The organism is Arthrobacter sp. Bi83 (assembly GCF_918698095.1).
In the GTDB taxonomy this organism is placed as follows: Bacteria; Actinomycetota; Actinomycetes; order Actinomycetales; family Micrococcaceae; genus Arthrobacter.
In genome coordinates, this window is the sequence record NZ_CAKKLY010000007.1 from 1 (window position 1) to 23,717 (window position 23,717).

Sequence of the window (23,717 nt, forward strand, 5' to 3'; positions counted from 1 at the left end):
GACTGGCCGGTACCCTGCTGGGCGCCGCCAAGGATTTTCTTCGCCAGGTAGGACATGACAATCGGCGCGAGGATCGGAAGGAGTTTGCGGATGAGGTCCCCGCCCACGCCGCCGCCCAGGTTGGCGGCACCAGCCAGCTGGTTTGCCACCTGGTCCTGCTGGCCGCCAAAGACGTGGCTCACGATTTTTTCGCCGTCGTCGGTGTTTACCTGGGTGGCGTCCACTCCGCCGTCGACGGGTCCCGTCCGGTGCTGCGCCAGCGCCGATTCCAGGGACGCCGCGCCGTCCGGAGCCTGCGCATTGTTTTGCATGCCGGCGATGAGCGTGGGGACGGCGGCCTCCACAGCGGCCTGCGCGGTAGCGGTATCGGTGCCAAGCAGCGTTGCGATCTGGTCCACCGGGATCTGCCCCAGAAGCTCATGGATGTCAGTCAAGGGATACTCCTTCTGGCCCGCTGAGCGCTCGGGCGTCATGGGAAGCGGCACAAGCGTGCGTCGCCGGACAGCTGCCTTTGCATCCTAGTCCGGGACCCCGGGGCGCGGTAGGTTCTGCCGAACCGCGGCGCCGCGGGCGTCCATGACCCGCAGCGATTGCAGGTAATCTTAGAGAGTTCCGGCGCCTGGGAGGCGCCCGGACGGGTTCCTGTAAGGCAGTAAAAAGGCGAGGTTGATGGTTCACATCTGGAACGATCCGACCGAAGTCCCCGACGACTTTGGTCCTTCCGTTGTCACTATCGGCAACTTCGACGGAGTCCACCGCGGGCACCAGCAGGTGCTGTCCCAGCTGATCCGGACGGCCAGGCTGAACAGGGCAAAGTCCGTGGCCGTGACGTTCGATCCCCACCCGGCGCAGGTCCACCGGCCGGAGGCCGCACCCGAGCTCATCATGGGCCTGCAGGACAAACTCCAGGCGCTGGGAGAGCTGGGCCTGGACGCGGTGCTGGTCATGAAGTACTCGCTGGAGCTTGCCAGCCTCACTCCCGAGGAATTCGTCGGAACGGTTCTTGTTGACAGCCTCCACGCCAGCCACGTCGTCATCGGCCATGACACCCGCTTCGGGCGGGGCAATTCCGGTGACCTGAACACCATGCGCGAGCTGGGGGAGAAGTTCGGCTTCGAAGTCCTGGTCATCAGTGAATTCGGTTCCGAGGGTTTTCCCCTCCACGACGACGGCGGCACGGACCGCCGCTGTTCGTCCACCTGGGTGCGTGAAGCGTTGAACGGCGGCGACGTTGCCACGGCGGCCGCCGTGCTCGGACGCCCGCACCAGATGCGCGGTGAAGTGGTCCACGGGGCGGCCCGCGGCCGCGTGCTCGGTTTTCCCACGGCCAATCTCTCCCATGACGCCAGCGGCTTCATCCCGGCGGACGGCATCTACGCCGGCTGGCTGGTGGACCAGGGTGGCACCCGGTGGCCGGCCGCTATTTCGGTCGGATCCAACCCGACCTTCGACGGCGTCAGCCGCCAGGTTGAGGCCCACGTCATCGACCGCCCGGAAGAGTCCGCAGACGACTTCAATCTGTACGGCCAGACAGTAGTGGTGGAGTTTGTCGTCCGTCTCCGGGGCATGGTGGCATACCGTGGGCCTGAAGCCCTCGTGGAGCAGATGCGCCAGGACGTCGTGCAGACCCACGACCTCCTCCTCAAGCGCTGATTTGTCAGCCCCACACAGTACTGGCAAGGAAGGCAACACTGTGACCGTGGAGAAGAACACCAGAAAACTGGACAAGGGGATCGTCCGCGATTTCAGTTCCAGGATGAGTTACGGGGCATACCTGCAGTTGCCCACGCTGCTCAGTGCCCAGCGGCCTGTCAGCACGCCGGAACACCATGACGAAATGCTGTTCATCATCCAGCACCAGACCACCGAACTCTGGCTCAAGCTCGTGCTCCACGAGCTTCGCAGCGCGGCGGAACACCTCCGGGCGGATGATCTCGGGACGGCCCTGAAAGGGATTGCCCGGGTTAAGCACATCCAAAAAACCCTCACGGAGCAGTGGTCGGTGCTGGCCACGCTCACGCCCACCGAGTATTCGCAGTTCCGCGGTTTCCTCGGCAACTCCTCAGGATTCCAGTCCAGCCAGTACCGGGCAGTGGAGTTCGTCCTCGGCAACAAGAACCGGAAGATGCTGCCGGTGTTCGAATCCGACCCGGAGGCTCACGCGCTGCTCCAGGAAGTCCTCGATGCCCCGAGCATCTACGACGAATTCCTGGCCTACCTGCACCGCAAGGGCTATGACGTGCCCGCCTCCGTCCTTGACCGCGACGTCAGCAAGGCGCACGAGTTCACCCCCGAGCTCGTGCCCCTTTTCAAGCACATCTACGAAAATGCGTCCGACAACTGGGGCGCCTACGAAGCGTGCGAGGAGCTCGTGGACCTGGAGGACAACTTCCAGCTGTGGCGGTTCCGCCATCTGCGGACCGTGCAGCGCACCATCGGCATGAAGGGCGGAACCGGCGGCTCCAGCGGCGCGGCTTTTCTCCAAAAAGCCCTTGAACTCACGTTCTTCCCGGAATTGTTCGCCGTACGGACGGAGATCGGCCAGTGACCACCGTTCACGGCACTGAAGACGCGCTCCGCCAACGTGCGGCCCTGCTGGACGCCGAGGATCCCCTGGCACCGTACCGTGCGCGTTTCATCGGCACGGACACGGAGCTCTCCTACCTTGACGGCAACTCCCTGGGCCGCCCGCTCAAGAGGACGGCCGAGGACATCAACGCCTTCATCCATGCGGGCTGGGGCGCCCGTCTGATCCGGGGCTGGGATGAGGAATGGCTGGAGATGCCCCAGGCCATCGGGGACCAGCTGGGACATGCCGTCCTGGGTGCCGCCCCGGGCCAGACCATCATTGCCGATTCCACCACGGTGGTGCTCTACAAGCTGATCCGCGCCGCGCTTGCGGTGGTCAAGGACTCCGCAAGGACAGAGATCGTCCTGGACACGGACAACTTCCCGACCGACCGCTACCTCGTCGAGGGCATCGCGCGGGAGGAAGGGCTGACCCTGCGCTGGATCGACGCAGACCCTGCCGCCGGGGTGACCGTTGAACAGGTGAGCGAGGCCGTAGGGCCGGCAACCGCCGTCGTACTTCTCAGTCATGTGGCCTACCGCTCGGGGTTCCTTGCCGACTTGCCGGCCATCACGGCGGCGGTGCACGACGCCGGCGCGCTGGTGGTGTGGGACCTGTGTCATTCGGCGGGGTCAGTGGAAATAGGGCTGGATGCCAGCGGCGTTGATTTCGCCGCCGGCTGTACTTACAAGTACCTCAACGGCGGCCCCGGCTCGCCCGCCTTTGCGTATGTCAATGCCAGGCATCTTCCCGGACTGGCCCAGCCAATTTGGGGATGGATGGGCCGGAAGGACGCCTTCGAGATGGGGGCCGGCTACGAGGCCGCCCCCGGTATCCGCGGCTTCCTCAGCGGGACCCCGGCCATCTTCGGAATGATCGCGATGCGAGGCACATTGGACCTGATCGAGGAAGCGGGAATGCCGGCCATCCGGGAAAAGTCGCTGCGCCTGACCGCCTACGCTTTGGAGCTGCACGATGCCTGGCTTGCGCCGGCCGGCGTGAAACTCGCAACACCACGCGCCCCCGAACAGCGGGGGAGCCACATCAGCCTCGACCATCCGGCCTTCCGGGAAGTGACTGCGTTGTTGTGGGACAGGGACGTCATCCCCGATTTCCGCGCACCGGAGGGCATCAGGATCGGACTCTCCCCGCTGAGCACGGGGTTCACCGAGCTCCACCGCGGCATGGCGGCCGTCCGCGACCTGCTGCCGCGTGCCTGACCTTCACGCCCTGCCGGCCTTCACGTGCCCGGCGGGGCGGCCGGAGTCGTTTCGACAAGGCTGGGGGCGTTTCGACAAGATTGCAACAAGGCCGGTAAACTAAGCGGTGGATCCGGCTGCAGTCCGTGGTTGCTGGATCCTGTTTCGCGCGCACCGGCCCCCGTTTATCGGGATGGTCCGCGCCGGCACACCCGGCAGTGAGTTACTGACTCGGGCCTCACGGCACATCTCTAGGAGTTATTGTGGCACTTGAAGCCGCTGTAAAGCAGTCCATCATCAAGGATTTCGCAACGTCCGAAGGCGACACCGGTTCACCGGAGGTCCAGGTTGCAGTCCTGACTCAGCGGATCAAGGATCTCACTGAGCACATGAAGGAGCACAAGCACGATTACCACACCCAGCGCGGTCTGCTGGCCATGGTCGGTCGTCGCAAGCGCATGCTCACTTACCTGAAGAACACTGACATCGCCCGCTACCGTTCGCTCATCGAGCGCCTCGGCCTGCGCCGCTAGTCAGGCATTACGGGCGGCCCTTTCCGGAGCGGAACGGGCCGCCCGCTTCACAGATAATTAAACAGGAGGATCAACCGCATCACGCATTCGCGGTCCTCGGTAGTGATCCCCGGGAACGGCTTCGACGTCTTGAAGCCCCGGCCCGTGGGTCTCGATCGATGACCGGGTGCAGTGCAGGCCAGTAGACAGATGCTGGCCTGGGTTGATGCGGCTGGACTTCCGTTAAACAAGAAACGGAGGTGACTCTCTTGGAGGGTCCCGAAATCCAGTTCTCAGAAGCCGTCATTGACAATGGCCGCTTCGGCAAGCGTGTAATCCGCTTCGAAACCGGCCGTCTTGCCAAGCAGGCAGCCGGCGCAGCCATGGTGTACATCGACGAAGACACTGCCCTGCTGTCCGCCACCACCGCCGGCAAGCACCCGCGCGAAGGCTTCGATTTCTTCCCGCTGACGGTCGACGTCGAAGAGCGCATGTACGCTGCCGGCCGCATCCCGGGCTCGTTCTTCCGCCGCGAAGGCCGTCCGTCCACCGAGGCCATCCTCGCGTGCCGCCTCATGGACCGCCCGCTGCGTCCGGCCTTTGTCAAGGGCCTGCGCAACGAGGTCCAGATCGTCGTCACCGTCCTGGCGATCAACCCCGACGAGCTGTACGACGTGGTGGCCATCAACGCCTCCTCGATGTCCACCCAGCTCTCCGGCCTGCCCTTCTCCGGCCCGATCGGCGGCGTCCGCGTTGCCCTCGTCGCCGACGAGAACGGCTCGCAGTGGGTAGCTTTCCCGAAGCACTCCCAGCTCGAGAACTCCGTGTTCAACATGGTCGTCGCAGGCCGCATTGCCGGTGATGACGTCGCCATCATGATGGTCGAGGCCGAAGCCACCGACAACTCCTGGAACCTCATCAAGGAACAGGGCGCCACCGCCCCCACCGAAGAAGTTGTTTCGGAAGGCCTCGAGGCTGCCAAGCCCTTCATCAAGGCCCTCTGCGAAGCACAGGCCGACCTGGCAGCACGCGCCGCCAAGCCGACCGTCGAGTTCCCGGTCTTCCTTGACTACCAGGATGACGTCTACGCCGCTGTCGAGGCTGCCGCCGCTGAGAAGCTGGCCGCCGTCTTCCAGATCGGTGACAAGCAGGAGCGCGACACCGCCTCCGACGCACTCAAGGACGAAGTCACTTCTTCCCTGGCCGGCCAGTTCGAGGGCCGCGAGAAGGAACTGTCCGCAGCATTCCGCTCGGTGACCAAGCAGGTTGTGCGCCAGCGCATCCTCAAGGACCAGATCCGCATCGACGGCCGCGGCCTGACGGACATCCGCCAGCTCACCGCCGAGGTCGAGGTTCTGCCCCGCGTCCACGGTTCGGCCATCTTCGAACGCGGCGAGACCCAGATCATGGGTGTCACCACGCTGAACATGCTCAAGATGGAACAGCAGATCGATTCGCTGTCGCCGGTAACGCGCAAGCGCTACATGCACAACTACAACTTCCCGCCGTACTCCACCGGTGAAACCGGCCGCGTGGGTTCGCCCAAGCGCCGTGAAATCGGCCACGGCGCCCTGGCAGAGCGCGCGCTCGTGCCGGTCCTGCCGTCCCGTGAGGAATTCCCCTACGCCATCCGCCAGGTGTCTGAGGCTCTCAGCTCCAACGGTTCGACGTCGATGGGTTCCGTCTGCGCCTCCACCCTGTCCATGCTGAACGCCGGAGTGCCGCTGAAGGCCGCCGTCGCCGGCATCGCCATGGGCCTGGTCTCCGACCAGGTTGACGGCCAGACCCGCTACGCGGCCCTGACCGACATCCTCGGCGCCGAAGACGCCTTCGGCGACATGGACTTCAAGGTCGCCGGTACCTCCGAGTTCGTCACGGCCATCCAGCTGGACACCAAGCTCGACGGCATCCCGGCCTCCGTGCTGGCAGCAGCACTGAAGCAGGCCCGCGAAGCCCGTCTGCACATCCTTGAGGTCATCAACGCAGCGATCGACACCCCGGACGAGCTCTCCGAGTTCGCACCGCGCGTCATCGCCGTCAAGATCCCCGTGGACAAGATCGGCGAGGTCATCGGGCCCAAGGGCAAGATGATCAACCAGATCCAGGAAGACACCGGCGCCGACATCTCGATCGAGGACGACGGAACTGTCTACATCGGCGCCACCAACGGCCCGTCGGCTGACGCTGCACGGTCCGCGATCAACGCCATCGCCAATCCGCAGGTTCCGGAAATCGGCGAGCGCTACCTGGGCACGGTCGTCAAGACCACCACCTTCGGTGCGTTCATCTCCCTGACCCCGGGCAAGGACGGCCTGCTGCACATCTCCGAGCTGCGCAAGCTCGCGAGTGGCAAGCGCGTGGACAACGTCGACGACGTCGTCTCCGTGGGCCAGAAGATCCAGGTCGAGATCACCAAGATCGATGACCGTGGAAAGCTGTCCCTGTCTCCCGTTGTGGCTGAAGAGGAAGGCGCCGGCGAAGCCGAGCGCGTTCACGCCTCGGCAAACGCGGAGGGCTCTGACGACTAACAGCAGTCAGGGGCGGTAACTCCCCAGCAGACGACGGCGGGGCCGGTGGTTGATCCACCGGCCCCGCCGCCGTTAACCCCACACACTCCGGCGTCGCGGCCCGCTGGTACGATTGCAGGCAGATTTGGCTCCGCTTCCTGAAAGGCCTTGATGACTGTCGTACCCCTGCCGCTGGCTCAGAACCACCCCGGCGACACCCTGATCCACGGCGCCGACGGCGGCTCGGTTGTGCGCCGGTCCGTCCTCCCCGGCGGGGTGCGTGTCCTGACCGAGGCGATGCCGGGCCAGCGCTCCGCCACTATCGGATTCTGGGTGGGTGTAGGGTCGCGTGACGAGGCACCCGGCCAGCACGGTTCGACCCACTTCCTCGAGCACCTGCTGTTCAAAGGCACCAAGCGGCGCACCGCGCTCGAAATCGCGTCGGCGTTCGACGAGGTCGGCGGGGAATCCAACGCCGCCACGGCGAAGGAGAGCACCTGCTATTTCGCCCGCGTGCTGGACACGGACCTGCCGATGGCCATCGACGTGATTGCGGACATGATTACCGGCGCCGTCCTGGACCCGGGCGAAATGGAGCAGGAACGGGACGTCATCCTGGAAGAAATCGCCATGGACAGCGACGACCCCACAGACGTGGCCCATGAGCATTTCGTCGCCGCCGTTCTTGGAACGCATCCTCTCGGACGTCCCATCGGCGGCACCCCTGACGCCATCAGGGCTGTAGCCCGCGACTCGGTCTGGGACCACTACCGGCGCTACTACCGTCCGGATGAGCTGGTCATTACCGCTGCAGGCGGCCTGGAGCACGACGTCGTGTGCCGCCTTGTGGTGGACGCCCTCCACGCCGCAGGCTGGTCGCTTGAGCCCGACGCTGCCCCGGTGGAGCGCCGCTCCACGGAGCGCGCGGACATCACCGGCACGTCAGGCCTGCACGTGGTCAAGCGTCCTGTGGAGCAGGCCAACATCATCATGGGGTGCCCCACCATCGTGGCCACCGATGAGCGACGGTACGTCATGAGCGTGCTGAACGCAGTACTGGGCGGCGGGATGTCCTCGCGCCTGTTCCAGGAGATCCGTGAGAAGAGAGGGCTTGTTTACTCCACGTATTCCTTCGCCTCTTCCTACGCCGACGCCGGCTACTTCGGCATGTACGCCGGCTGCACGCCCACCAAGGTCCGCCAGGTAGTGGAACTCCTGGGGGCGGAGCTGGACAAGCTTGCAGACGGCGGCATTTCTGACGACGAACTCCGCAAGGCAGTTGGCCAGCTGTGTGGCGGGATCGTCCTCGCCCTGGAGGACACCGGATCCCGCATGTCCCGGCTGGGCCGCGCCGAACTCGTCTCCGGCGAGTATCAGGACATCGACGAGACGTTGCGGCTCATCAAGGCCGTGACGGCGGGGCAGGTGCAGGAGCTGGCCCGCGAGCTGGCAGCCGCGCCGCGGACGGTGACGGTTGTGGGTCCCTTCGAAGAGACGGAAACCTTCGGGCTCTGATGCGGCGCGAGGGGTGGCCCCCAGCCGGCGCGGCACCGGACCTGCCCCTGACCATGCCGCTGGACATGCCCGCGGCGCGGGATCATCATGGAGCCAGACCACTCCGGAATTCCACTCGGAGTCATCCGACTCGGAGGAAGAATGGACCGGCCGCATCCGGGGACAGCGCACGAGGCGCTCGGGATTTTCGTCGGACGCTGGCTGGGCACCACTGAGCTGGCCTCATCGCCGTGGGGGCCGGCCCGGATCGCCACCGCGGAGGTGACGTTCACGCGGGCAGCCGGCGGGTTTGCGGTGGTGCAGACGTACCGCCACACCGAGGCCGACGGCACGCACTTCGAAGGCCACGGCGTCTTCACCGTCGACCCGGACCACGACGAAACCCTCTGGTACTACGTCGACAGCATGGGCAGGCCCCCGGCAGCGCCGGCCCGGGGCGCCTGGCATGATTCCACGCTGACCGTGGAGCGGCACAGTGACCGCGGAACTGCCCGGCACACGTTCCGGGTTGATAATGGCATCCTCATCCACACCGCCGAACTCAGGCTGGGGGACGCGCAGGACTTCAGCCCCTTCATGACGTCAATCTGCCGCCGGGCGTGACCCGCAGTCCGGGTCTGAGCCGCTTCGTTCTTAACCGCCGGCGAAGGGCGGCAGGACGTCCACCACGTCGCTGTCGGAGAGAACCACAGTGCGGTCGCGGACGGCAACCTCGTTGAGCAGGAAGCTGCTGCGGGCAAGGATCCTCGCCAGCGGTGGCGTCCCGGCAGGCGGCTCGGGGCGTTCAACCTCGAGCACGGCGGCCAGCAGCGACTCCACCGTGGCCCCGGCGGGAAGGTCGAAGCGCTCTTCCTCCATGCCTGCCGCGGCCCGTGCGGCAGCGAAGTAGCGTACGTTCAAGGGTTCAGCCTCCGATGGCGCTCATGCTGCGGTCCGGCTGGACGAAGTCCGGGGCGTCGAGTCCCACGTGGTCCATGCCGTGGGCCCTGGGCTTGACCCACATGGCGTCCTGCCAGCGTTCCGCCAGTTCCTGATCACTGGCTCCGTCGCGAAGCAGGCCCAGAAGGTCGAACTCCTCGCGGGAGAACAGGCAGCTCATGATCTTGCCTTCGGCCGTGATGCGGGTCCGGCGGCAGTCCGAGCAGAACGGCTCGGTGACCGAGGCGATGATTCCCACGGTGCCCAGCACCGGTCCGTGCGGATCAGCTGACCCCGCCACCCGGCGTCGTACTTCAAAACGCTCGGCAGGCGCGCCGTCCCGGACACGCGGATCCGGGCTCAGGAGGTAGTCCGCGGAGAGGAGGTCCCGGATTTCCGCCGCGGTGATCATGTTCCGCCGTGTCCAGCCGTGATCGGCGTCGAGCGGCATCTGCTCGATGAACCGGAGCTCGTAGCCCCGGTCCAGCGCCCAGGCGAGCAGGGACGGGGACTCGGCGTCGTTGATTCCGCGCATCAGGACGGCGTTGAGCTTGACCGGCCCCAGGCCTGCCGCCCAGGCTGCGTCCACGCCGGCGAGGACACGGTCCAGGAACGGGCGCCTGGTCAGATCGGCAAACGTTTCCTCGTGCAGGGAATCGAGCGAGACGTTGATGCGGGTCAGCCCGGCCGCTTTGAGCGCGGCGGCCTTCTTGTCCAGGCCTACCCCGTTGGTGGTCATGGAGATCGGGAGCTCGGGGTGCGCCTTCCGGAGGGCCGCAATAATGCTGACCAGATCCGCCCGGACCAGAGGCTCGCCGCCCGTCAGGCGCAGCTCGCGCACGCCCAGCAGGTCCACGCCCACCCTGACGATCCGCACGATTTCCTCTGCGGACATGACAGCCTGCTTGGCCAGCCACTCCAGCCCCTCGGCCGGCATGCAGTACGTGCACCGTAAGTTGCACTTGTCCGTGAGGGACAGCCTCATATCGGTGGCACGGCGTCCGTAGCGGTCTGCAAGCCCGGCAGGAGCATCGGCCGGGCGGGCAGCGGGAAGGCCCTGGGCACCCGGAACCGGGCTGCCTCCTTCGCGGGGCTGCGGCATGCCAAGCTGAACACTCATAAATTCAGGCTACGCCACGTTGGGCACAGCTCCACGCCTGTGACATTCCCGGGACGGGCGGGCCCGCCGTTCAGATCCATGCGCCGCGAGAAGGGGCAGGCGCGGGTTTGGGAATGACCCTGGAAAAGGCGCCGACGGCGGCCGGCGAACTTATGCTGGAAGGGTGAACGAGTCCCAGCCGGCAGTGCCCCGGGCAGCAGCCGGGCAACAGAACTACACCCCTGAACGCACCCGTGGACCTGTGCCGGTTACGGCGGCAGGGGCATCCCCTGCGGAACAGCCTGCCGAACAGCCGCCCGTCACGTCCGGGCAAATTCCGGAACCCGGGCCCGGCGCTGGTGCGCAGCCCCGCGGCTGGGCTGCGGCCGCCGGTGTGGTGGCGGCAGGCACGGGACTGGTGGCCAGCGAGCTCATCGCCGGGTTCGTCAGCCCTTCACTGTCGACCATGACGGCGCTGGGCGGCGCAGTCATTGACGCAGCTCCGCCGGGAGTCAAAGATTGGGCGGTTTCGCTTTTCGGCACCGCGGACAAGATAGCGCTGCTGACCGGCATGGCCCTGGTGATCGCAATCCTCGCGGCCGTGGCCGGAATGCTGGAGCTGCGCCGCCGCTTCGCCGGTGCCGCCGTTTTCGCGGCCTTCGGCATCGTGGGCGTGGCGGCAGTCCTGACCCGCGCCCAGGTGACTGTCACCGCCGTCGCGCTCCCCGTGCTGGCGGCCGGCATCGGAGGACTGCTGCTCCAAAGCCTGATCTGGCGGCTGGCCGCCTGGCAGAAGGCCGCCGCACCACGTTCCCGCGGGCAGCGCCCCGGGCAGAACAGCGCGGAGCGGCGCAGCTTCCTGCAACTGCTCGGCGGCACCGCAGCGGCTGTCCTGGTGGGAGGCGCCTTCGCCACCGCCTGGCGGGGAGGCGCTGCCGGCGTCAGCGAGCTCCGCAGCGCCCTCCGGCTGCCGTCCCCACGTTCGCGGGCCGCGGGCATTCCGGAGGGCGCCCAGATTGGCCTGGCCGGAATGGTTCCCCTCGTCACCCCGAATCCCGATTTCTACCGTATCGACACCGCACTCTCCGCCCCTGTGATCGATCCGCGCGAATGGACGCTCAAAGTGACCGGCATGGTGGAACGGGAGGTAGAGCTCAACTTCGATGCACTGCTGGCGAAACCCCTCACGGAACGGCATGTGACCATCGCGTGCGTGTCTAACGAGGTGGGCGGCGACCTGATCGGCAATGCGCTCTGGCTCGGTTGGCCCGTCCGTGAGTTGCTGGCGATGGCGGGGCCGAAGCCCGGCGCAGACATGGTGCTGTCCAAAAGCACTGACGGCTGGACAGCAAGCACGCCGCTGGAAGTCCTGACTGACAAAAACCGGGATGCGCTGCTCGCGGTAGGCATGAACGGCGATCCGCTGCCGCTGGAGCACGGGTTTCCGGTACGGATGATCGTTCCCGGCCTGTACGGATACGTGTCCGCCACGAAATGGCTGACTGAGCTCAAAGTCACGAGGTTCGCCGACGACGTCGCGTACTGGACACCGCGCGGCTGGTCAGAGCGCGGCCCCATCAAGATCTCCTCGCGGATCGATGTGCCCCGCGACGGCCGGCCCGCCCGCGCCGGCACGGTGATGTTCGGCGGGGTGGCCTGGGCGCAGCACACCGGAATCGGCAAGGTGGAACTGCGCGTGGACCGGGGCAACTGGCAGCCGGCCGACCTCGCCCCGGGCATCTCGGTGGACACGTGGTACCAGTGGCAGCTCGGCATCGACCTTCACCCGGGACAGCACGAGGTCCAGGTGCGCGCCACGGACCTCCGCGGCGCCGCGCAGTCCGAGGAACAAAGGTCGGTCGCCCCGGACGGCGCCACGGGCTTCCACACCATTAGAGTTGACGTGAACCCGTAGCCGCCGTTCCCGAAGGCAGGACCATGCACAGCCAACCGCAGCCGCACGCCTCTGCCACCTTCGCCTCCGCACCGGCAGCAGCCGCCGAAACGGGGCACGCCGCCCACGCCCACCGCACTGTGGCCGAACACCGGCGTGCCGTCCGGGAGCTCCTTGAGCCGCTGCCGGCCGCAGGGCGCACCGAGCGCCTTTCCCTCGCCGATGCCCTGGGCCGCGGGCTGGCGGAGACCGTGACCGCACCGGTCAGCCTGCCATCCTTCGCCAACTCCCAGATGGATGGCTTTGCCATCCGCGCTGCTGACGTGCCCGACGGCGGCGCGGAACTGCGGGTTGTGGCTCCGGTTCCGGCCGGCTCGCGTCCCGTCCCGCTGCAGCCGGGCGAGGCGGCCCCCATCATGACGGGAGCCATGGTCCCGGCGGGTGCCGACGCCGTCGTGCCCGTTGAGCGGGCTGTTCCGGCGAGGTTCCCGGTGCCCGGCGAGGTAGCGACGGTGCGGCTGCCCGCGGCGCCTGCCGGAACGTACATCCGCCGTGCAGGAAGCGACATCCGGGCCGGGGAAATTGCCCTGCCCGCCGGCACGTTTTTGGGGCCGGGCCAGCTGGGGCTCCTCGCAGCACTGGGACTGCCGGACGTCCTGGTCCACCCTGCACTGACTGTTCTGCTGGTCACTACGGGCGATGAAGTGGTGGAACCGGGCGAACCACTGGAGGACGGCAAGATCTACGACGCCAACGGCACCCTGCTGGAATCGTCCTTGCGGCAGGCGGGGCTGGCAGTGGTCAGGGCCGGCATCTCCACCGACAACCCCGCCGCGCTGCGCATTCTCCTGCGCAGCCACACGGCCACCGTGGACCTCATCGTCACCACCGGGGGAGTCAGCAAAGGCGCGTACGAAGTGGTGCGCCAGGCCATGGACGGCCAGGCCGTGGTCTTTCAGCATGTGGCGATGCAGCCGGGCGGCCCGCAGGGGCTCGGAACGTTCGACGGCGTCCCTTTCCTTGGGTTTCCGGGTAACCCTGTCAGTTGCCTCGTTTCGTTCGAGATGTTCCTGCGTCCCGTCCTCAGCGCACTTTTCGGCTCGCCCGCGCCACGGGCCAGGATCCAGGGCCGGCTCGCCCAGCCGCTGACGTCGCCGGCAGGCAAGCATCAGGTGCGGCGGGGAACGCTGCTGCCGGACCGCACCGTGCGGCTCGAGGGCGGCGAAAGCTCCCACCTCATCAGGGCACTCGCGCAATCGAACGCCCTGGTCCACGTGCCTGAAGGAATCTCCGCGCTCGACGAGGGCGCCGAAGTGGAAGTATGGATGTTGTGACTGCACAAAATGACAGCGCCGGGCTTACGCACCTGCGCAACGACGGCACCGCCCAAATGGTGGACGTCTCAGGAAAACCCGAGACCACGCGTGAGGCCACGGCCACCGCAACAGTCCGCAGCACCGCGGAGGTCCTGGCGCTGCTGGGCACCGGCGGGCTGCCCAAAGGCGATGCCCTGGCTGTGGCCAGGGTGGCCGGCATCATGGCGGCTAAGAAGACACCGGAACTGATTCCGCTGTGCCATCCGCTGCCGATTTCGAAGGTGACCGTCGACTTCGAACTCGGTCCGGATACCGTGGACATCCTGGCCACCGTCAGGACCAGGGGAGTCACCGGCGTTGAGATGGAGGCCCTGACTGCCGCCTCTGTTGCTGCACTGAGCGTTTACGACATGATCAAGGCCGTGGACAAGCACGCGGTACTGACCGACATCAAAGTGCTCGCCAAAAGTGGCGGCAAGAGCGGGGACTGGACACTGTGAGCGGCACGCAACCCCACGTCCACGGCGAAGTCCAGGGCCGGAAGGCAGGCGTTGTCATTGCCTCAACGCGCGCCGCGGCCGGCTTGTACCGCGACGAGACCGGGCCCGTCATTGTCGACTGGCTCACCGAACACGGTTTTGAGACGTTTCCCGCCATGGTGGTCCCCGACGGCGAACCGGTGGGAGCGGCCATCCGCGCGCTCCTGACCCAGCAGCCCGCCGTCGTGATCACCAGCGGCGGCACGGGACTCAGCCCCGACGACCGCACGCCGGAAATGACGCTCCCGCTGCTGGACCGCGAAATCCCCGGCATCATGGAGGGCATCCGCCAGGCCGGGATAGCCAAGACCCCGCACGCCATGCTCAGCAGGGGCCACGCCGGCGCCGCCGGCAGGACCTTCATTATTAATCTTCCCGGATCACCCAAGGGCGTCATGGACGGCCTGTCCGTGCTGGACCCGGTGATCGGGCATCTCTGTGACCAGCTGGAGGGCGGACATGGGCACTGAAGCATCCTTTGAAGTAGTTCACGCGGTGCTGAGCACCGAGCCCATCTCCGTGGACCAGGCCATCGCCGCCGTGGAGTCGGACACGGCAGGAGCCGTGGTCAGCTTCAGCGGCGTGGTGCGGAACCACGACGGCGGGAAGGCAGTCGAGCGGCTCAGCTACAGCGCGCACCCCACGGCACACCAGGTGATGGCCGACGTCGTGGCGCAGCTGGTGGCCGAACACGCCGTCGGTGCTGATGCCCAGGCACCGCCGGTGAAGATCTGGGCTGCCCACCGGGTAGGACCCCTGGAAATCGGGGATCCCGCCCTGGTCTGCGCGGTATCCGCGGCACACCGGGGGCAGGCGTTTGCCGTATGTTCCGAGCTCGTTGACCGCATCAAGGCACAGGTTCCCATCTGGAAGGAACAGTTCTTCGCCGATGGCACCGTGGAATGGGTCGGGGCAGGAGCCTGAGCGGCGGGTGACTTCCCGGCAAAAAAGCGGCCTTGACCCTTCCGTAACGTCAACCTTTAGAGTCGCATTAGCGGGCCGGACCGGCCGGCCGCTGATGGGCAAGGGGAGGACGCATGGACTGGTCCATCCAGGAGATAGCGAAGATCGCCGGCACGACGAGCCGCACGCTGCGCCATTACGACGACATCGGACTGCTCAGGCCGAGCCGGACCGGCCATAACGGCTACCGGTACTACAACTCCGCTGCCCTGGTCCAGCTGCAGCGCATCCTGCTTTTGCGCGAACTGGGCCTCAGCCTGCCAGTGATTTCTGACGTGCTCCGGCAGGAGACGGATGCCGTCAGGGCCCTCGGCGGGCACCTTGCGTGGCTGCAGCAGGAACAGGCAAGGCTGGCCAGGCAGGCGGCCTCCGTCCGGCAAACCATTGAGTCATTGAAAGGAGATGGGGAACTCGTGGCAGAAAAAATGTTCGACGGTTTCGACCACACACAGTACAAAAACGAGGTCGAGGAACGGTGGGGGAAGGACGCCTACGCCCAGGGGGACTCCTGGTGGCGCGGAATGAGTGCCGAGGAGAAGCAGGCCTGGCGGCAAGGCTCCCAGGATCTGGCGACGGACTGGATCCGCGCCGCAGGGTCGGGCGCCGCAGCCGACAGTGCTGAGGCGCAGGACCTGGCGCGACGCCACGTCGACTGGCTCACCGCCATCCCGGGGACACCGGCGTCCCGGGGCGGCGACAGGAAGGGATACGTGGTGGGCCTTGGCGAGATGTATGTCGCCGATCCGCGTTTCGCAGCAAATTATGGCGGCGAGGCCGGAGCGGGCTTCGTCCGCGATGCTCTTCGCATCTATGCCGAGCGGCATCTCCAGGGCTGAGGAGAGCTGAGGGGTATAGCCGGGTCCGGAGCTTCTGGGGGGAGTGCGTCCGGACCCGGCAGTCCTGCAGCCGAGGGTTCGCGGCGATCTTCGACTTCAGGACACTCCAACTTTCGCCCGGGCGTCTTGAGGAAAGCCGCACCCTGCATCCCCGCCACATGGTCCCCCGCTGCCCCCCTCATGGGGGTGGTTCCCGCTCGTGGGGGGCAGGGGGCTTAGGACAGGGGGTCCCCGGTCCGGGTTTTCGTAGCAGAAGCGCGACACGATGATGCTCGCCGGGGAAAGCCGGCCAGCCGTTGCGACGGCTGGCCGGCTTGCCGGGCACGCCCGGACGACTAGCCCGGGCGGGTCTCAGGTCAGTGGGCGAAGGGGCTCTCTGGCCGATTGGAGCGGAAGGAGTGGGCCGATGGAGCCGGGAGACCCCGACACGGAGGCCCGACCGCACGGGCTTTACCCCGGGAACCCACTGGAGTCCGGGTCAAGGGAGCGGAGGGCTGGGGATCCTTCCCTGCGCGGTCAGGTCCTGGACGTCATCGCTGACGTCATTTCCGGAACAACGACATCCCCCGAGGTGCGGCGCAGGCTGCTGTGGCAGCTGATGGAAAATCCGGGAAACCCGGAGCGGGCCTTGCTCTCACACCTCCAGGAATTGGAGGGGCCTTAATGCCGCCATGCATGCCCCCGCCGCACATGCGTGCGGCGGGTGAGGGGCGGCTTCTGGCAGCCAGGCAACTGGCCGTTACAGGACTTCCAGTGCCCCGTTTGCCTTGATGCCGGGGTCCCGGAGATGTTCCAGCAGAGCCCGTTCCGGGTGGCCGGGATTGTCAGCCAGATGTTGCAGGAGGCGGCCGCGGACCTCGGGCCGTACAGGTTCAGAATCGGAAAGGACATCCAGGATGATGTCCAGGATCTGCTGGCGGAGCTCCGGATTCCCCAGCTGAACGCACGCAGGCGCCTGTGGGGCGGCGGTCTCCCACTGCTGTGGAGCGACGTGCTCGTGAAGATCGCGGGTGTCGATGCGCATTCCGGACTCCTTCGGCTCGTTGAAGTCACGATCCTTGTCCCCCTGGAGTTCCATGATGAGGGGCAAACGTGAGGGGTGCATGAGACTCGTCTGAGAGTCTTCTCATAAGCGTGCCGGCCACGCAGCGGCCTCTGGGCGCCCTCAGGCACGGGAGGTAACGCATGGGGACCGGTTCCCTTCGCCGGCCGGGCGAAAGGTAGGGTTGAATCCATGACCGAACAACTCGCTGTCGCCGTCCTTGGCGCGAATGGGCGCATGGGCGCCGAAGCAGTCAAGGCCGTTGAATCGGCTCCCGACATGAAGCTCGTCGCAGCCTTGGGGCGTGGCGATTCCCTGGACACACTGCTCAGCGCCGGGGCCCGATTCGTCGTGGACCTCACCGTTCCGGAGAGCACGGAGGAGAACGTCCATTTTGCCGTGGAGAACGGCATGCATGCCGTGGTGGGCACAACGGGCTGGGACGCAGCACGGCTTGAGAAGCTTGAAACGCTGCTCGCCGGCAACCAGAAAGTCGGCGTCCTGATTGCGCCGAACTTTGCCCTTGGCTCGGTGCTGGCGTCGGCGTTCGCCGCCAAGGCCTCCAAATACTTCGAATCCGTGGAAATCATCGAGCTCCACCACCCGGACAAGGTTGACGCGCCCTCCGGCACCGCCGTCCGCACCGCCCAGCTGATCGCAGCAGAGCGGGCAGCGGCCGGGATGGATCCCAGCCCGGACGCCACCACCAGCGGGCTTGCTGGCGCCCGCGGGTGCGACGTTGACGGCGTCCGCGTGCACAGCGTACGGCTTCGCGGCCTCGTAGCGCACCAGGAGGTCCTGCTCGGGGGGCCGGGGGAACAGCTGACGATCCGCCATGATTCGTTCGACCGGGCCTCGTTCATGCCGGGGGTCCTCCTGGGCGTGCGGAACGTCGCGCACCACCCCGGACTGACCGTTGGCCTGGACGGCTACCTGGATCTGGGGCTGTAGAAACTGTGAAACCACTCCTTGGCCAGCTGGCGAAGAACCGCACCAAGATCTGGGTTGGGGCAGTGACGCTCCTCCTGGTCTTCTATCTCATTGTCTCGTTGCAGCGCTCCGTGCTTCTGCTGACGGATCCGGAGCCCGTTGCCAAGGCGATCGGCGCGGCGTACCTCGTCCTGCCCGTCATCGGCGCGTGGGCCCTTATCCGTGAACTGCTGTTCGGTGCCCGCACCGAACAGATGGCGCGCGTGCTCGAGGCCGAAGGCGGCCTGCCCGTTGACAACCTGCCCCGCACGCCGGCAGGAAGGATCGTCCGCGCCGCCGCGGACCAGGAATTCGAGAAGTACCGGGCCGAAACGGAGGCAGCCCCGGACGACTGGCGTTCCTGGTTCCGCCTCAGCTGCGCGTACGACGCCGCCGGCGACCGCAAGCGAGCCCGTTCTTCCATGCGCGACGCCGTTCGGCTTTTTCGCACCTCCAAGGGTGCCCTGGCGGGATAAGCCGCCCGGATCCTGCTGACGGAACCCGGGCTACCGGACCCTGACCGGCTCGTGCCGTCCCACCTGGTTCGCGGCGTGGCCAAGCCATTCGAGCGGGCCGCGCTTCTTCAGGATCACGAAGGCCATCCCTATCAGCACAGCCAGCGCGGCGTGGGCAAAGTACATCCCGTCCTCGGTCCATCCCGGCGGCAGCGGCTTGAGGTGGAACGAGGCCACCACGCATACGTGCGCGGTGTACAGGGTCAGGGTCATGGCACCGGCGCCGCGCAGCGGCAGCAGCAGGTCCAGGTCCAGCCATTCGCCCAGCCGGCCCACGAGGAGGCAGAGTCCGACGACGGCCGCGGCCACGCCGCTTGTATGGAGCAGGTCGAGGGTGGTCCCCGAATGCGGTGCGCTGGACGCCAGCCACCACCACGAGCCCTCCTGCCGCACCCCGGCCAGGTTGACCTGCAGGAGGCTGCCCAGGGGGTAGTTGGGATCAGTGAGGATCGACTGTAATGCGGCGTGGCCGCCCCATTCCTCCATGGCCGCCGTGCCCAGAACCTTGGCGAAGGCGGCCACAGCGGTACCTCCTACCAGCAGCAGCACCGGGAGTAGCGACGTCGTCAGTGCCAGCCTGCCGATGATGAGGCCCACCAGCAGATAGGAAATCCACTGGACCACGGGGTAATAGCCCGTCAGGAACAGGTCACCGAGCAGCCGGCCGGGAGCCGACAGGTCCTCCCAGCCCGGGTTGTGATCGAGCTGCAGGGGCGGATCCGCGGCCATCAGCCATGGCCGCTGCAGGAATGCCAGCACGGGGGAGCCGAGGATCCAGCCTGCCGCCCAGGCACACAGGGCCTTCAGCCGCAGCCCGATGAAGGGCAGGATGCACAGGAAGAGCACGGCATAGTGCACGAGGATCACTGCGATGTTGACGTCCAGGCCGCCCAGGGCCAGGCCGACGACGGCAATCACCAGCGCTCGCAGGGCAATGCCCCGCCGGGCAGCTGTGAGGGCTCCGCCTTCCAGGGGGCGCTGCTTGCCGGTGGACAGGGCCAGCCCGACTCCGGCCAGGACGGCAAAGAGGGCCGCAGCACGGCCGGAAAATGTCAGCCCGATCCACGTGGGAGTCAGGGCGGCATCCGCCTCGAACGTGGGCAGCAGGTGCGTGGCCATCATCCCCAGGAGGGCGAGGCCGCGAGCGGCGTCGATGCCCGCGAGGCGGGTGCCGGTTGCAGGTCCTTTTGCTGTTCTGGACGATGCAGCCGTGCTCCGCGAGGTCATGATGTGATCGTCTCACATCCCGCCATGACGTTTTCTGACCGGGCATTCATCTCCCGCTGCCGCGGGTCTTGTGTTCGAATATATGTTCGAATAGTATTTCCGCATGATCAACTCATCCGGGCACCAGGTCAACCCATCGCGTCATCAGCCGGGACAGCAGGCGGGGGACAGCTGCTCCGTTCACCGCGCCGCACCGAGGCGCGGCAATGACGGACCGCTGAAAGCGATGAGCCCGGGAGTGGTGGACTACCTCTTCCGGCGGCTCGTCGCAGGCGAGCCCGCCGAAGACGTGCAATGGGGGCGTGAGGGGATCCCCCTCTCAGCCCAGGCCCCCGGCGCGGAGCTGGCCCGCCGCCTGTCGGAGACCGACGTTGAGGCGCTGACGCCCACGGAGCTGTTCCACTACGTTCGCGCCGCCCAGCGGCTGGCGTCCTGGGCAGAGTCGCTGCGGGAGACGGCTGTGGGCCGCTACTGTGCGGGGAACGGTCCCGCCTAGGATGGAGCCGTGACCGGAGCGCTGACTGTAGCCGCCATCCAATACGAGGCCGTCGCGGGCGGGATCGGGGCCAACATACCCGAACACGTCCGCCTCATCGAGGACGCCGATTCCCACGGCGCCCGGCTCGTCATCTTCCCCGAACTGTCCCTGACCGGGTACAACCTGCCGTTGTTCCGGAACGCGGACGAGTGGCTGGTGCCGGGCGACGCGCGCCTCAGCGCGGTCCGGGAGATCTGCCGCCGAACCGGAGTGACCGCCGTCGTGGGTGCGGCGCTGCGGACAGCGGACGGGACACCGAGGCTCGTATCCCTGGCCGTCCATCCGAACGGATCTGAAGAGGCAGCCTTCAAGACCCACCTCCACGGCGGTGAGGAGGCGCTGTTCACCGCCGGTCCGGGTCCCGCCATCCTGACTGTGGACGGCTGGAAAATAGCCCTGGCCGTCTGCTTCGACGCAGCCCACCCCGGCCACTCGGGTGCCGCGGCCGGGGGCGGCGCGGACGTTTACGCCGTATCTGCGCTGTACACCCAGGGCGAAGGGCACCGGCTGGGGCTGCATCTGGGAGCGCGGGCCATGGACAACCGCATGTACACGGTCCTTGCAAACCTTGGCGGCCACACGCCGCTGGGACCGTCCTGCGGCCTGAGCGGTTTCTGGGGCCCGGACGGCCTGGTCATGAAGCACGCGGCGGGGAGCGGAACGGAAGTTGTCACGGCGGTTCTGCGCCGGGGTGCCCTCGATCGGTACCGGCATCCCGCCATGTGACGAGCCGGCGCCGCAATTTGACGGCAGCCAGGTGTTTGACCATCATCACGTGCCGGCCATTGTCCTAACGTGCAGGTGACAGGGTAACGTTTTTCCCATGGCTGACACTTCCGCGAACATTCCTGCTCTTGGTACCCTCCTGACCGCGATGGTCACGCCCTTCACCAAGGAAGGCCAAGTGGATTACGGGCAGGCGGCGGAGTTGGCCAGCAAGCTCGTGGACGACGGCTGCGATGGCCTGGTGGTTACCGGAACCACAGGTGAGACCTCTACCCTCACGGACGAGGAAAACCTCGGAATGTTCCGCGCTGTCAAGGACGCTGTCGGGGGGCGGGCCGCCATTATCGCCGGCACCGGGACCAACGACACGGCGCACTCCGTGCATCTTTCCCAGCAGGCGGCCGCCCTCGGCGTCGATGGCCTCCTGCTCGTCACGCCCTACTACAACAAGCCCAGCCAGGCCGGCGTCCGCGCACACTTCGAGACCATCGCGTCGTCAACAGATGTCCCCGTCATGCTGTACGACATTCCGGGCCGCTCCTCCATTCCGATCGAGCCCGACACCATGATCCGTCTTGCCCAGCACCCGAATATCGTCGCCGTCAAGGATGCCAAGGCAGACTTCACTGCGGCCACACGCGTCATGGCAGAGACCGACCTTCTCTTCTACTCCGGGGACGACGGACTGACCCTTCCTTGGATGGCCCTGGGCGCCGTAGGACTGGTGGGTGTCACAACCCACGTTGCTACCCGCCGCTTCCGGGACCTTATCGACGCCGTCAATGCGAACGACCTCGGAACGGCCCGCAAGATCAACTTCGAGCTGCAGCCCGTGGTGCGCGCAACGATGACCCGTGTCCAGGGAGCCGTTGCGGCCAAGCAAATTCTTAAATGGCAGGGAGTCCTGCCCAACTCGATTGTCCGTTTGCCCCTCGTGGAGCCGGACGAAGCCGAGATCGAAATCATCCGCGAGGACTTGGCGGAGGGAGGGCTGGTCTTTTCCTGACGGACTGAGACCGGCACTCTTCCGCCTGGAAAGAAGTGCATTATGACCCAAGTAGCGCTACCCGGCCTTGTCACGCCTCCCCGACTTCCCCAAGGAACCCTGCGGATCGTTCCGCTCGGCGGGTTGGGCGAGATCGGCCGCAACATGGCCGTCTTCGAAATCGACGGCAAATTGCTGATCGTGGACTGCGGCGTCCTGTTCCCTGAGGAAACGCAGCCCGGCGTGGACCTGATCCTGCCCGATTTCTCGTACATCGAAAACCGGCTTGACGACATCGTTGCCGTGGTGCTGACCCATGGTCACGAGGACCATATTGGTGCCGTTCCGTACCTGCTCAGGCTCCGCAGCGACATCCCGCTGGTCGGATCGCAGCTGACGCTTGCCCTCATCGAGGCCAAGCTGCAGGAACACCGGATCAAGCCGTACACGCTCACGGTGGTAGAAGGACAAGTGGAGAAGTTCGGCCCGTTCGAATGTGAGTTCGTGGCCGTCAACCACTCGATTCCGGATGCCCTGGCGGTCTTCCTCCGCACCGCAGGCGGCACCGTCCTGCACACCGGCGACTTCAAAATGGACCAGCTGCCGCTGGATGGCCGGATCACCGACCTCCGCCACTTCGCCCGCCTCGGCGAAGAGGGCGTGGACCTGTTCATGTCCGACTCCACGAACGCGGATGTCCCCGGATTTACCACCGCTGAAAAGGAAATCGGACCCACACTGGACCGGCTCTTCGGGCAGGCCAGCAAGCGCATCATCGTGGCCTCCTTCTCGTCGCACGTCCACCGCGTCCAGCAGGTTTTGGACGCCGCGGCGAAGCACAACCGTAAAGTTGCTTTTGTGGGCCGCTCCATGGTCCGCAACATGGCCATCGCCGCGAAGCTTGACTACCTGGACGTGCCGGACGGCATCCTCGTTGACGTCAAGAACATCGGGAACCTCCCCGACAACCGCGTGGTGCTGATGTCCACCGGTTCCCAGGGTGAGCCGATGGCCGCGCTGTCCCGCATGGCCAATGGTGACCACCCGGTGGTGGTGGGCGAAGGCGACACCGTCATTCTGGCGTCAAGCCTCATTCCGGGCAACGAGAACGCGGTTTTCCGCATCATCAACGGTCTGCTCAAATTGGGCGCGGACGTCATCCACAAGGGAAACGCCAAGGTCCACGTCTCGGGCCATGCCGCGGCCGGCGAGCTGCTGTACTGCTACAACATCCTCGAGCCGCTCAACGCGATGCCCGTCCACGGGGAGACGCGCCACCTGATCGCCAACGGAAAAATTGCCGAGGAGTCGGGTGTGCCCGACGCGAGCATCCTGCTCGCGGACAACGGCACGGTGATCGATCTCCGGGACCACCAGGCTGACGTGGTGGGCCAGGTTGAGGTCGGCTTCGTCTACGTGGACGGTTCAAGCGTGGGCGAAATCACCGACGCCGATCTCAAGGACCGCCGCGTTCTGGGGGATGAAGGTTTCATCTCCATCATCACGGTCATCAACCGCGCCACCGGCAAAGTGGTTTCGGGCCCGGAGATCCACGCCCGCGGCGTCGCCGAAGACGACTCGGTTTTCGACGACATTATCCCCAGGATCAATGCCGCGCTTGAGGAAGCCGTGCTCAACCGGACGGACCACACCACGCACCAGTTGCAGCAGGTTGTCCGGCGTGTGGTCGGCACCTGGGTAAACCGCAAGCTCCGCCGTAAGCCCATGATCATTCCGGTGGTCCTGGAGGCCTAAACGGGCGCCGCCGGGCCTTGGGAGCGGGTGAACACAGCCCCCAAGGCCCGGAAATCCGCGGAATCCGGCCTGGGTTGGAGTACCGTGGCACAT

At 66.4% G+C, this 23,717-nt stretch carries 25 protein-coding genes; 20 read left to right on the top strand and 5 right to left on the bottom strand.

Features of this window, described 5'->3' with window-relative positions; genetic code table 11:
• Nucleotides 1-434: DUF937 domain-containing protein (locus LQ144_RS05435; protein ID WP_230117549.1), on the bottom strand; the 434-nt coding region annotated here is incomplete at its 3' end.
• 235 nt (nucleotides 435-669) lie between these two features.
• Here LQ144_RS05435 and LQ144_RS05440 point away from each other — a divergent pair.
• The 7 genes from LQ144_RS05440 to LQ144_RS05470 all read left to right on the top strand — a co-directional run bounded on the left by LQ144_RS05440 (nucleotide 670) and on the right by LQ144_RS05470 (nucleotide 8,905).
• Complete coding sequence (locus LQ144_RS05440) at nucleotides 670-1,653, top strand: bifunctional riboflavin kinase/FAD synthetase (protein WP_230117550.1); 984 nt, start codon at nucleotides 670-672, stop codon at nucleotides 1,651-1,653.
• 40 nt (nucleotides 1,654-1,693) lie between these two features.
• Nucleotides 1,694-2,548, top strand: coding sequence for a tryptophan 2,3-dioxygenase (gene kynA, locus LQ144_RS05445; protein ID WP_230117551.1), 855 nt, complete (start codon nucleotides 1,694-1,696; stop codon nucleotides 2,546-2,548).
• Nucleotides 2,545-3,789 (top strand): kynureninase, encoded by a 1,245-nt coding sequence (kynU, locus tag LQ144_RS05450; protein ID WP_230117552.1) that lies wholly within the window; start codon nucleotides 2,545-2,547, stop codon nucleotides 3,787-3,789. The genes kynA and kynU overlap by 4 nt, the downstream gene beginning before the upstream one ends.
• A 242-nt stretch (nucleotides 3,790-4,031) precedes the next feature.
• Nucleotides 4,032-4,301 carry a 30S ribosomal protein S15 gene (rpsO, locus tag LQ144_RS05455; RefSeq protein ID WP_230117553.1) on the top strand — a complete coding sequence of 90 codons (270 nt, stop codon included), beginning with the start codon at nucleotides 4,032-4,034 and terminating at the stop codon, nucleotides 4,299-4,301.
• 248 nt (nucleotides 4,302-4,549) lie between these two features.
• Complete coding sequence (locus LQ144_RS05460) at nucleotides 4,550-6,808, top strand: polyribonucleotide nucleotidyltransferase (protein WP_230117639.1); 2,259 nt, start codon at nucleotides 4,550-4,552, stop codon at nucleotides 6,806-6,808.
• A 150-nt stretch (nucleotides 6,809-6,958) separates the two neighbouring features.
• A complete protein-coding gene (locus LQ144_RS05465) occupies nucleotides 6,959-8,302 on the top strand; it encodes a pitrilysin family protein (protein ID WP_230117554.1) in 1,344 nt (447 codons plus the stop codon).
• Between the two features lie 141 nt (nucleotides 8,303-8,443).
• A complete protein-coding gene (locus tag LQ144_RS05470; protein WP_230117555.1) occupies nucleotides 8,444-8,905 on the top strand; it encodes a DUF1579 family protein in 462 nt (153 codons plus the stop codon).
• Between the two features lie 30 nt (nucleotides 8,906-8,935).
• Here the strand turns inward: LQ144_RS05470 and LQ144_RS05475 are convergent, their stop codons facing one another.
• The gene (locus LQ144_RS05475; RefSeq protein ID WP_230117556.1) at nucleotides 8,936-9,202 is read right to left on the bottom strand and encodes a MoaD/ThiS family protein; all 267 of its coding nucleotides are present in this window, start codon (nucleotides 9,200-9,202) and stop codon (nucleotides 8,936-8,938) included.
• 4 nt (nucleotides 9,203-9,206) lie between these two features.
• A complete protein-coding gene (moaA, locus tag LQ144_RS05480) occupies nucleotides 9,207-10,340 on the bottom strand; it encodes a GTP 3',8-cyclase MoaA (protein WP_230117557.1) in 1,134 nt (377 codons plus the stop codon).
• Between the two features lie 445 nt (nucleotides 10,341-10,785).
• Here moaA and LQ144_RS05485 point away from each other — a divergent pair, with 445 nt between their 5' ends.
• From LQ144_RS05485 to LQ144_RS05515, 7 genes are all read left to right on the top strand, one after another.
• Complete coding sequence (locus LQ144_RS05485; RefSeq protein ID WP_354962128.1) at nucleotides 10,786-12,234, top strand: molybdopterin-dependent oxidoreductase; 1,449 nt, start codon at nucleotides 10,786-10,788, stop codon at nucleotides 12,232-12,234.
• A gap of 23 nt (nucleotides 12,235-12,257) precedes the next feature.
• Complete coding sequence (gene glp, locus LQ144_RS05490; RefSeq protein ID WP_230117558.1) at nucleotides 12,258-13,547, top strand: gephyrin-like molybdotransferase Glp; 1,290 nt, start codon at nucleotides 12,258-12,260, stop codon at nucleotides 13,545-13,547.
• Nucleotides 13,535-14,029, top strand: a complete 495-nt coding sequence (moaC, locus tag LQ144_RS05495; protein ID WP_230117559.1) for a cyclic pyranopterin monophosphate synthase MoaC — start codon at nucleotides 13,535-13,537, stop codon at nucleotides 14,027-14,029. Before glp ends, moaC begins: the two co-directional genes overlap by 13 nt.
• The gene (locus LQ144_RS05500) at nucleotides 14,026-14,538 is read left to right on the top strand and encodes a MogA/MoaB family molybdenum cofactor biosynthesis protein (protein WP_230117560.1); all 513 of its coding nucleotides are present in this window, start codon (nucleotides 14,026-14,028) and stop codon (nucleotides 14,536-14,538) included. Before moaC ends, LQ144_RS05500 begins: the two co-directional genes overlap by 4 nt.
• Nucleotides 14,528-14,992, top strand: a complete 465-nt coding sequence (locus LQ144_RS05505; protein WP_230117561.1) for a molybdenum cofactor biosynthesis protein MoaE — start codon at nucleotides 14,528-14,530, stop codon at nucleotides 14,990-14,992. Before LQ144_RS05500 ends, LQ144_RS05505 begins: the two co-directional genes overlap by 11 nt.
• A 113-nt stretch (nucleotides 14,993-15,105) precedes the next feature.
• Nucleotides 15,106-15,867: a MerR family transcriptional regulator gene (locus LQ144_RS05510; RefSeq protein ID WP_230117562.1), complete on the top strand. Its 762-nt coding sequence runs from the start codon at nucleotides 15,106-15,108 to the stop codon at nucleotides 15,865-15,867.
• Between the two features lie 406 nt (nucleotides 15,868-16,273).
• Nucleotides 16,274-16,531 (top strand): hypothetical protein, encoded by a 258-nt coding sequence (locus LQ144_RS05515; protein ID WP_230117563.1) that lies wholly within the window; start codon nucleotides 16,274-16,276, stop codon nucleotides 16,529-16,531.
• Between the two features lie 75 nt (nucleotides 16,532-16,606).
• On the opposite strand, the gene LQ144_RS05520 is transcribed toward LQ144_RS05515, so the two are convergent.
• Nucleotides 16,607-16,972 (bottom strand): hypothetical protein, encoded by a 366-nt coding sequence (locus tag LQ144_RS05520; RefSeq protein ID WP_230117564.1) that lies wholly within the window; start codon nucleotides 16,970-16,972, stop codon nucleotides 16,607-16,609.
• Nucleotides 16,973-17,101: 129 nt separating this feature from the next.
• Here LQ144_RS05520 and dapB point away from each other — a divergent pair, with 129 nt between their 5' ends.
• Both dapB and LQ144_RS05530 read left to right on the top strand, forming a co-directional pair.
• Nucleotides 17,102-17,860, top strand: coding sequence for a 4-hydroxy-tetrahydrodipicolinate reductase (gene dapB, locus LQ144_RS05525; protein WP_230117565.1), 759 nt, complete (start codon nucleotides 17,102-17,104; stop codon nucleotides 17,858-17,860).
• 5 nt (nucleotides 17,861-17,865) lie between these two features.
• Complete coding sequence (locus LQ144_RS05530) at nucleotides 17,866-18,354, top strand: hypothetical protein (protein WP_230117566.1); 489 nt, start codon at nucleotides 17,866-17,868, stop codon at nucleotides 18,352-18,354.
• Between the two features lie 30 nt (nucleotides 18,355-18,384).
• Here the strand turns inward: LQ144_RS05530 and LQ144_RS05535 are convergent, their stop codons facing one another.
• Nucleotides 18,385-19,620 carry a heparan-alpha-glucosaminide N-acetyltransferase domain-containing protein gene (locus LQ144_RS05535; protein WP_230117567.1) on the bottom strand — a complete coding sequence of 412 codons (1,236 nt, stop codon included), beginning with the start codon at nucleotides 19,618-19,620 and terminating at the stop codon, nucleotides 18,385-18,387.
• 103 nt (nucleotides 19,621-19,723) lie between these two features.
• Here LQ144_RS05535 and LQ144_RS05540 point away from each other — a divergent pair, with 103 nt between their 5' ends.
• From LQ144_RS05540 to LQ144_RS05555, 4 genes are all read left to right on the top strand, one after another.
• Complete coding sequence (locus tag LQ144_RS05540; RefSeq protein ID WP_230117568.1) at nucleotides 19,724-20,116, top strand: hypothetical protein; 393 nt, start codon at nucleotides 19,724-19,726, stop codon at nucleotides 20,114-20,116.
• A gap of 9 nt (nucleotides 20,117-20,125) precedes the next feature.
• Nucleotides 20,126-20,884, top strand: coding sequence for a carbon-nitrogen hydrolase family protein (locus tag LQ144_RS05545; RefSeq protein ID WP_230117569.1), 759 nt, complete (start codon nucleotides 20,126-20,128; stop codon nucleotides 20,882-20,884).
• 97 nt (nucleotides 20,885-20,981) lie between these two features.
• Nucleotides 20,982-21,890 carry a 4-hydroxy-tetrahydrodipicolinate synthase gene (gene dapA, locus LQ144_RS05550; RefSeq protein ID WP_230117570.1) on the top strand — a complete coding sequence of 303 codons (909 nt, stop codon included), beginning with the start codon at nucleotides 20,982-20,984 and terminating at the stop codon, nucleotides 21,888-21,890.
• Between the two features lie 42 nt (nucleotides 21,891-21,932).
• Nucleotides 21,933-23,624, top strand: coding sequence for a ribonuclease J (locus tag LQ144_RS05555; RefSeq protein ID WP_230117571.1), 1,692 nt, complete (start codon nucleotides 21,933-21,935; stop codon nucleotides 23,622-23,624).
• Nucleotides 23,625-23,717: the final 93 nt, after the last annotated feature.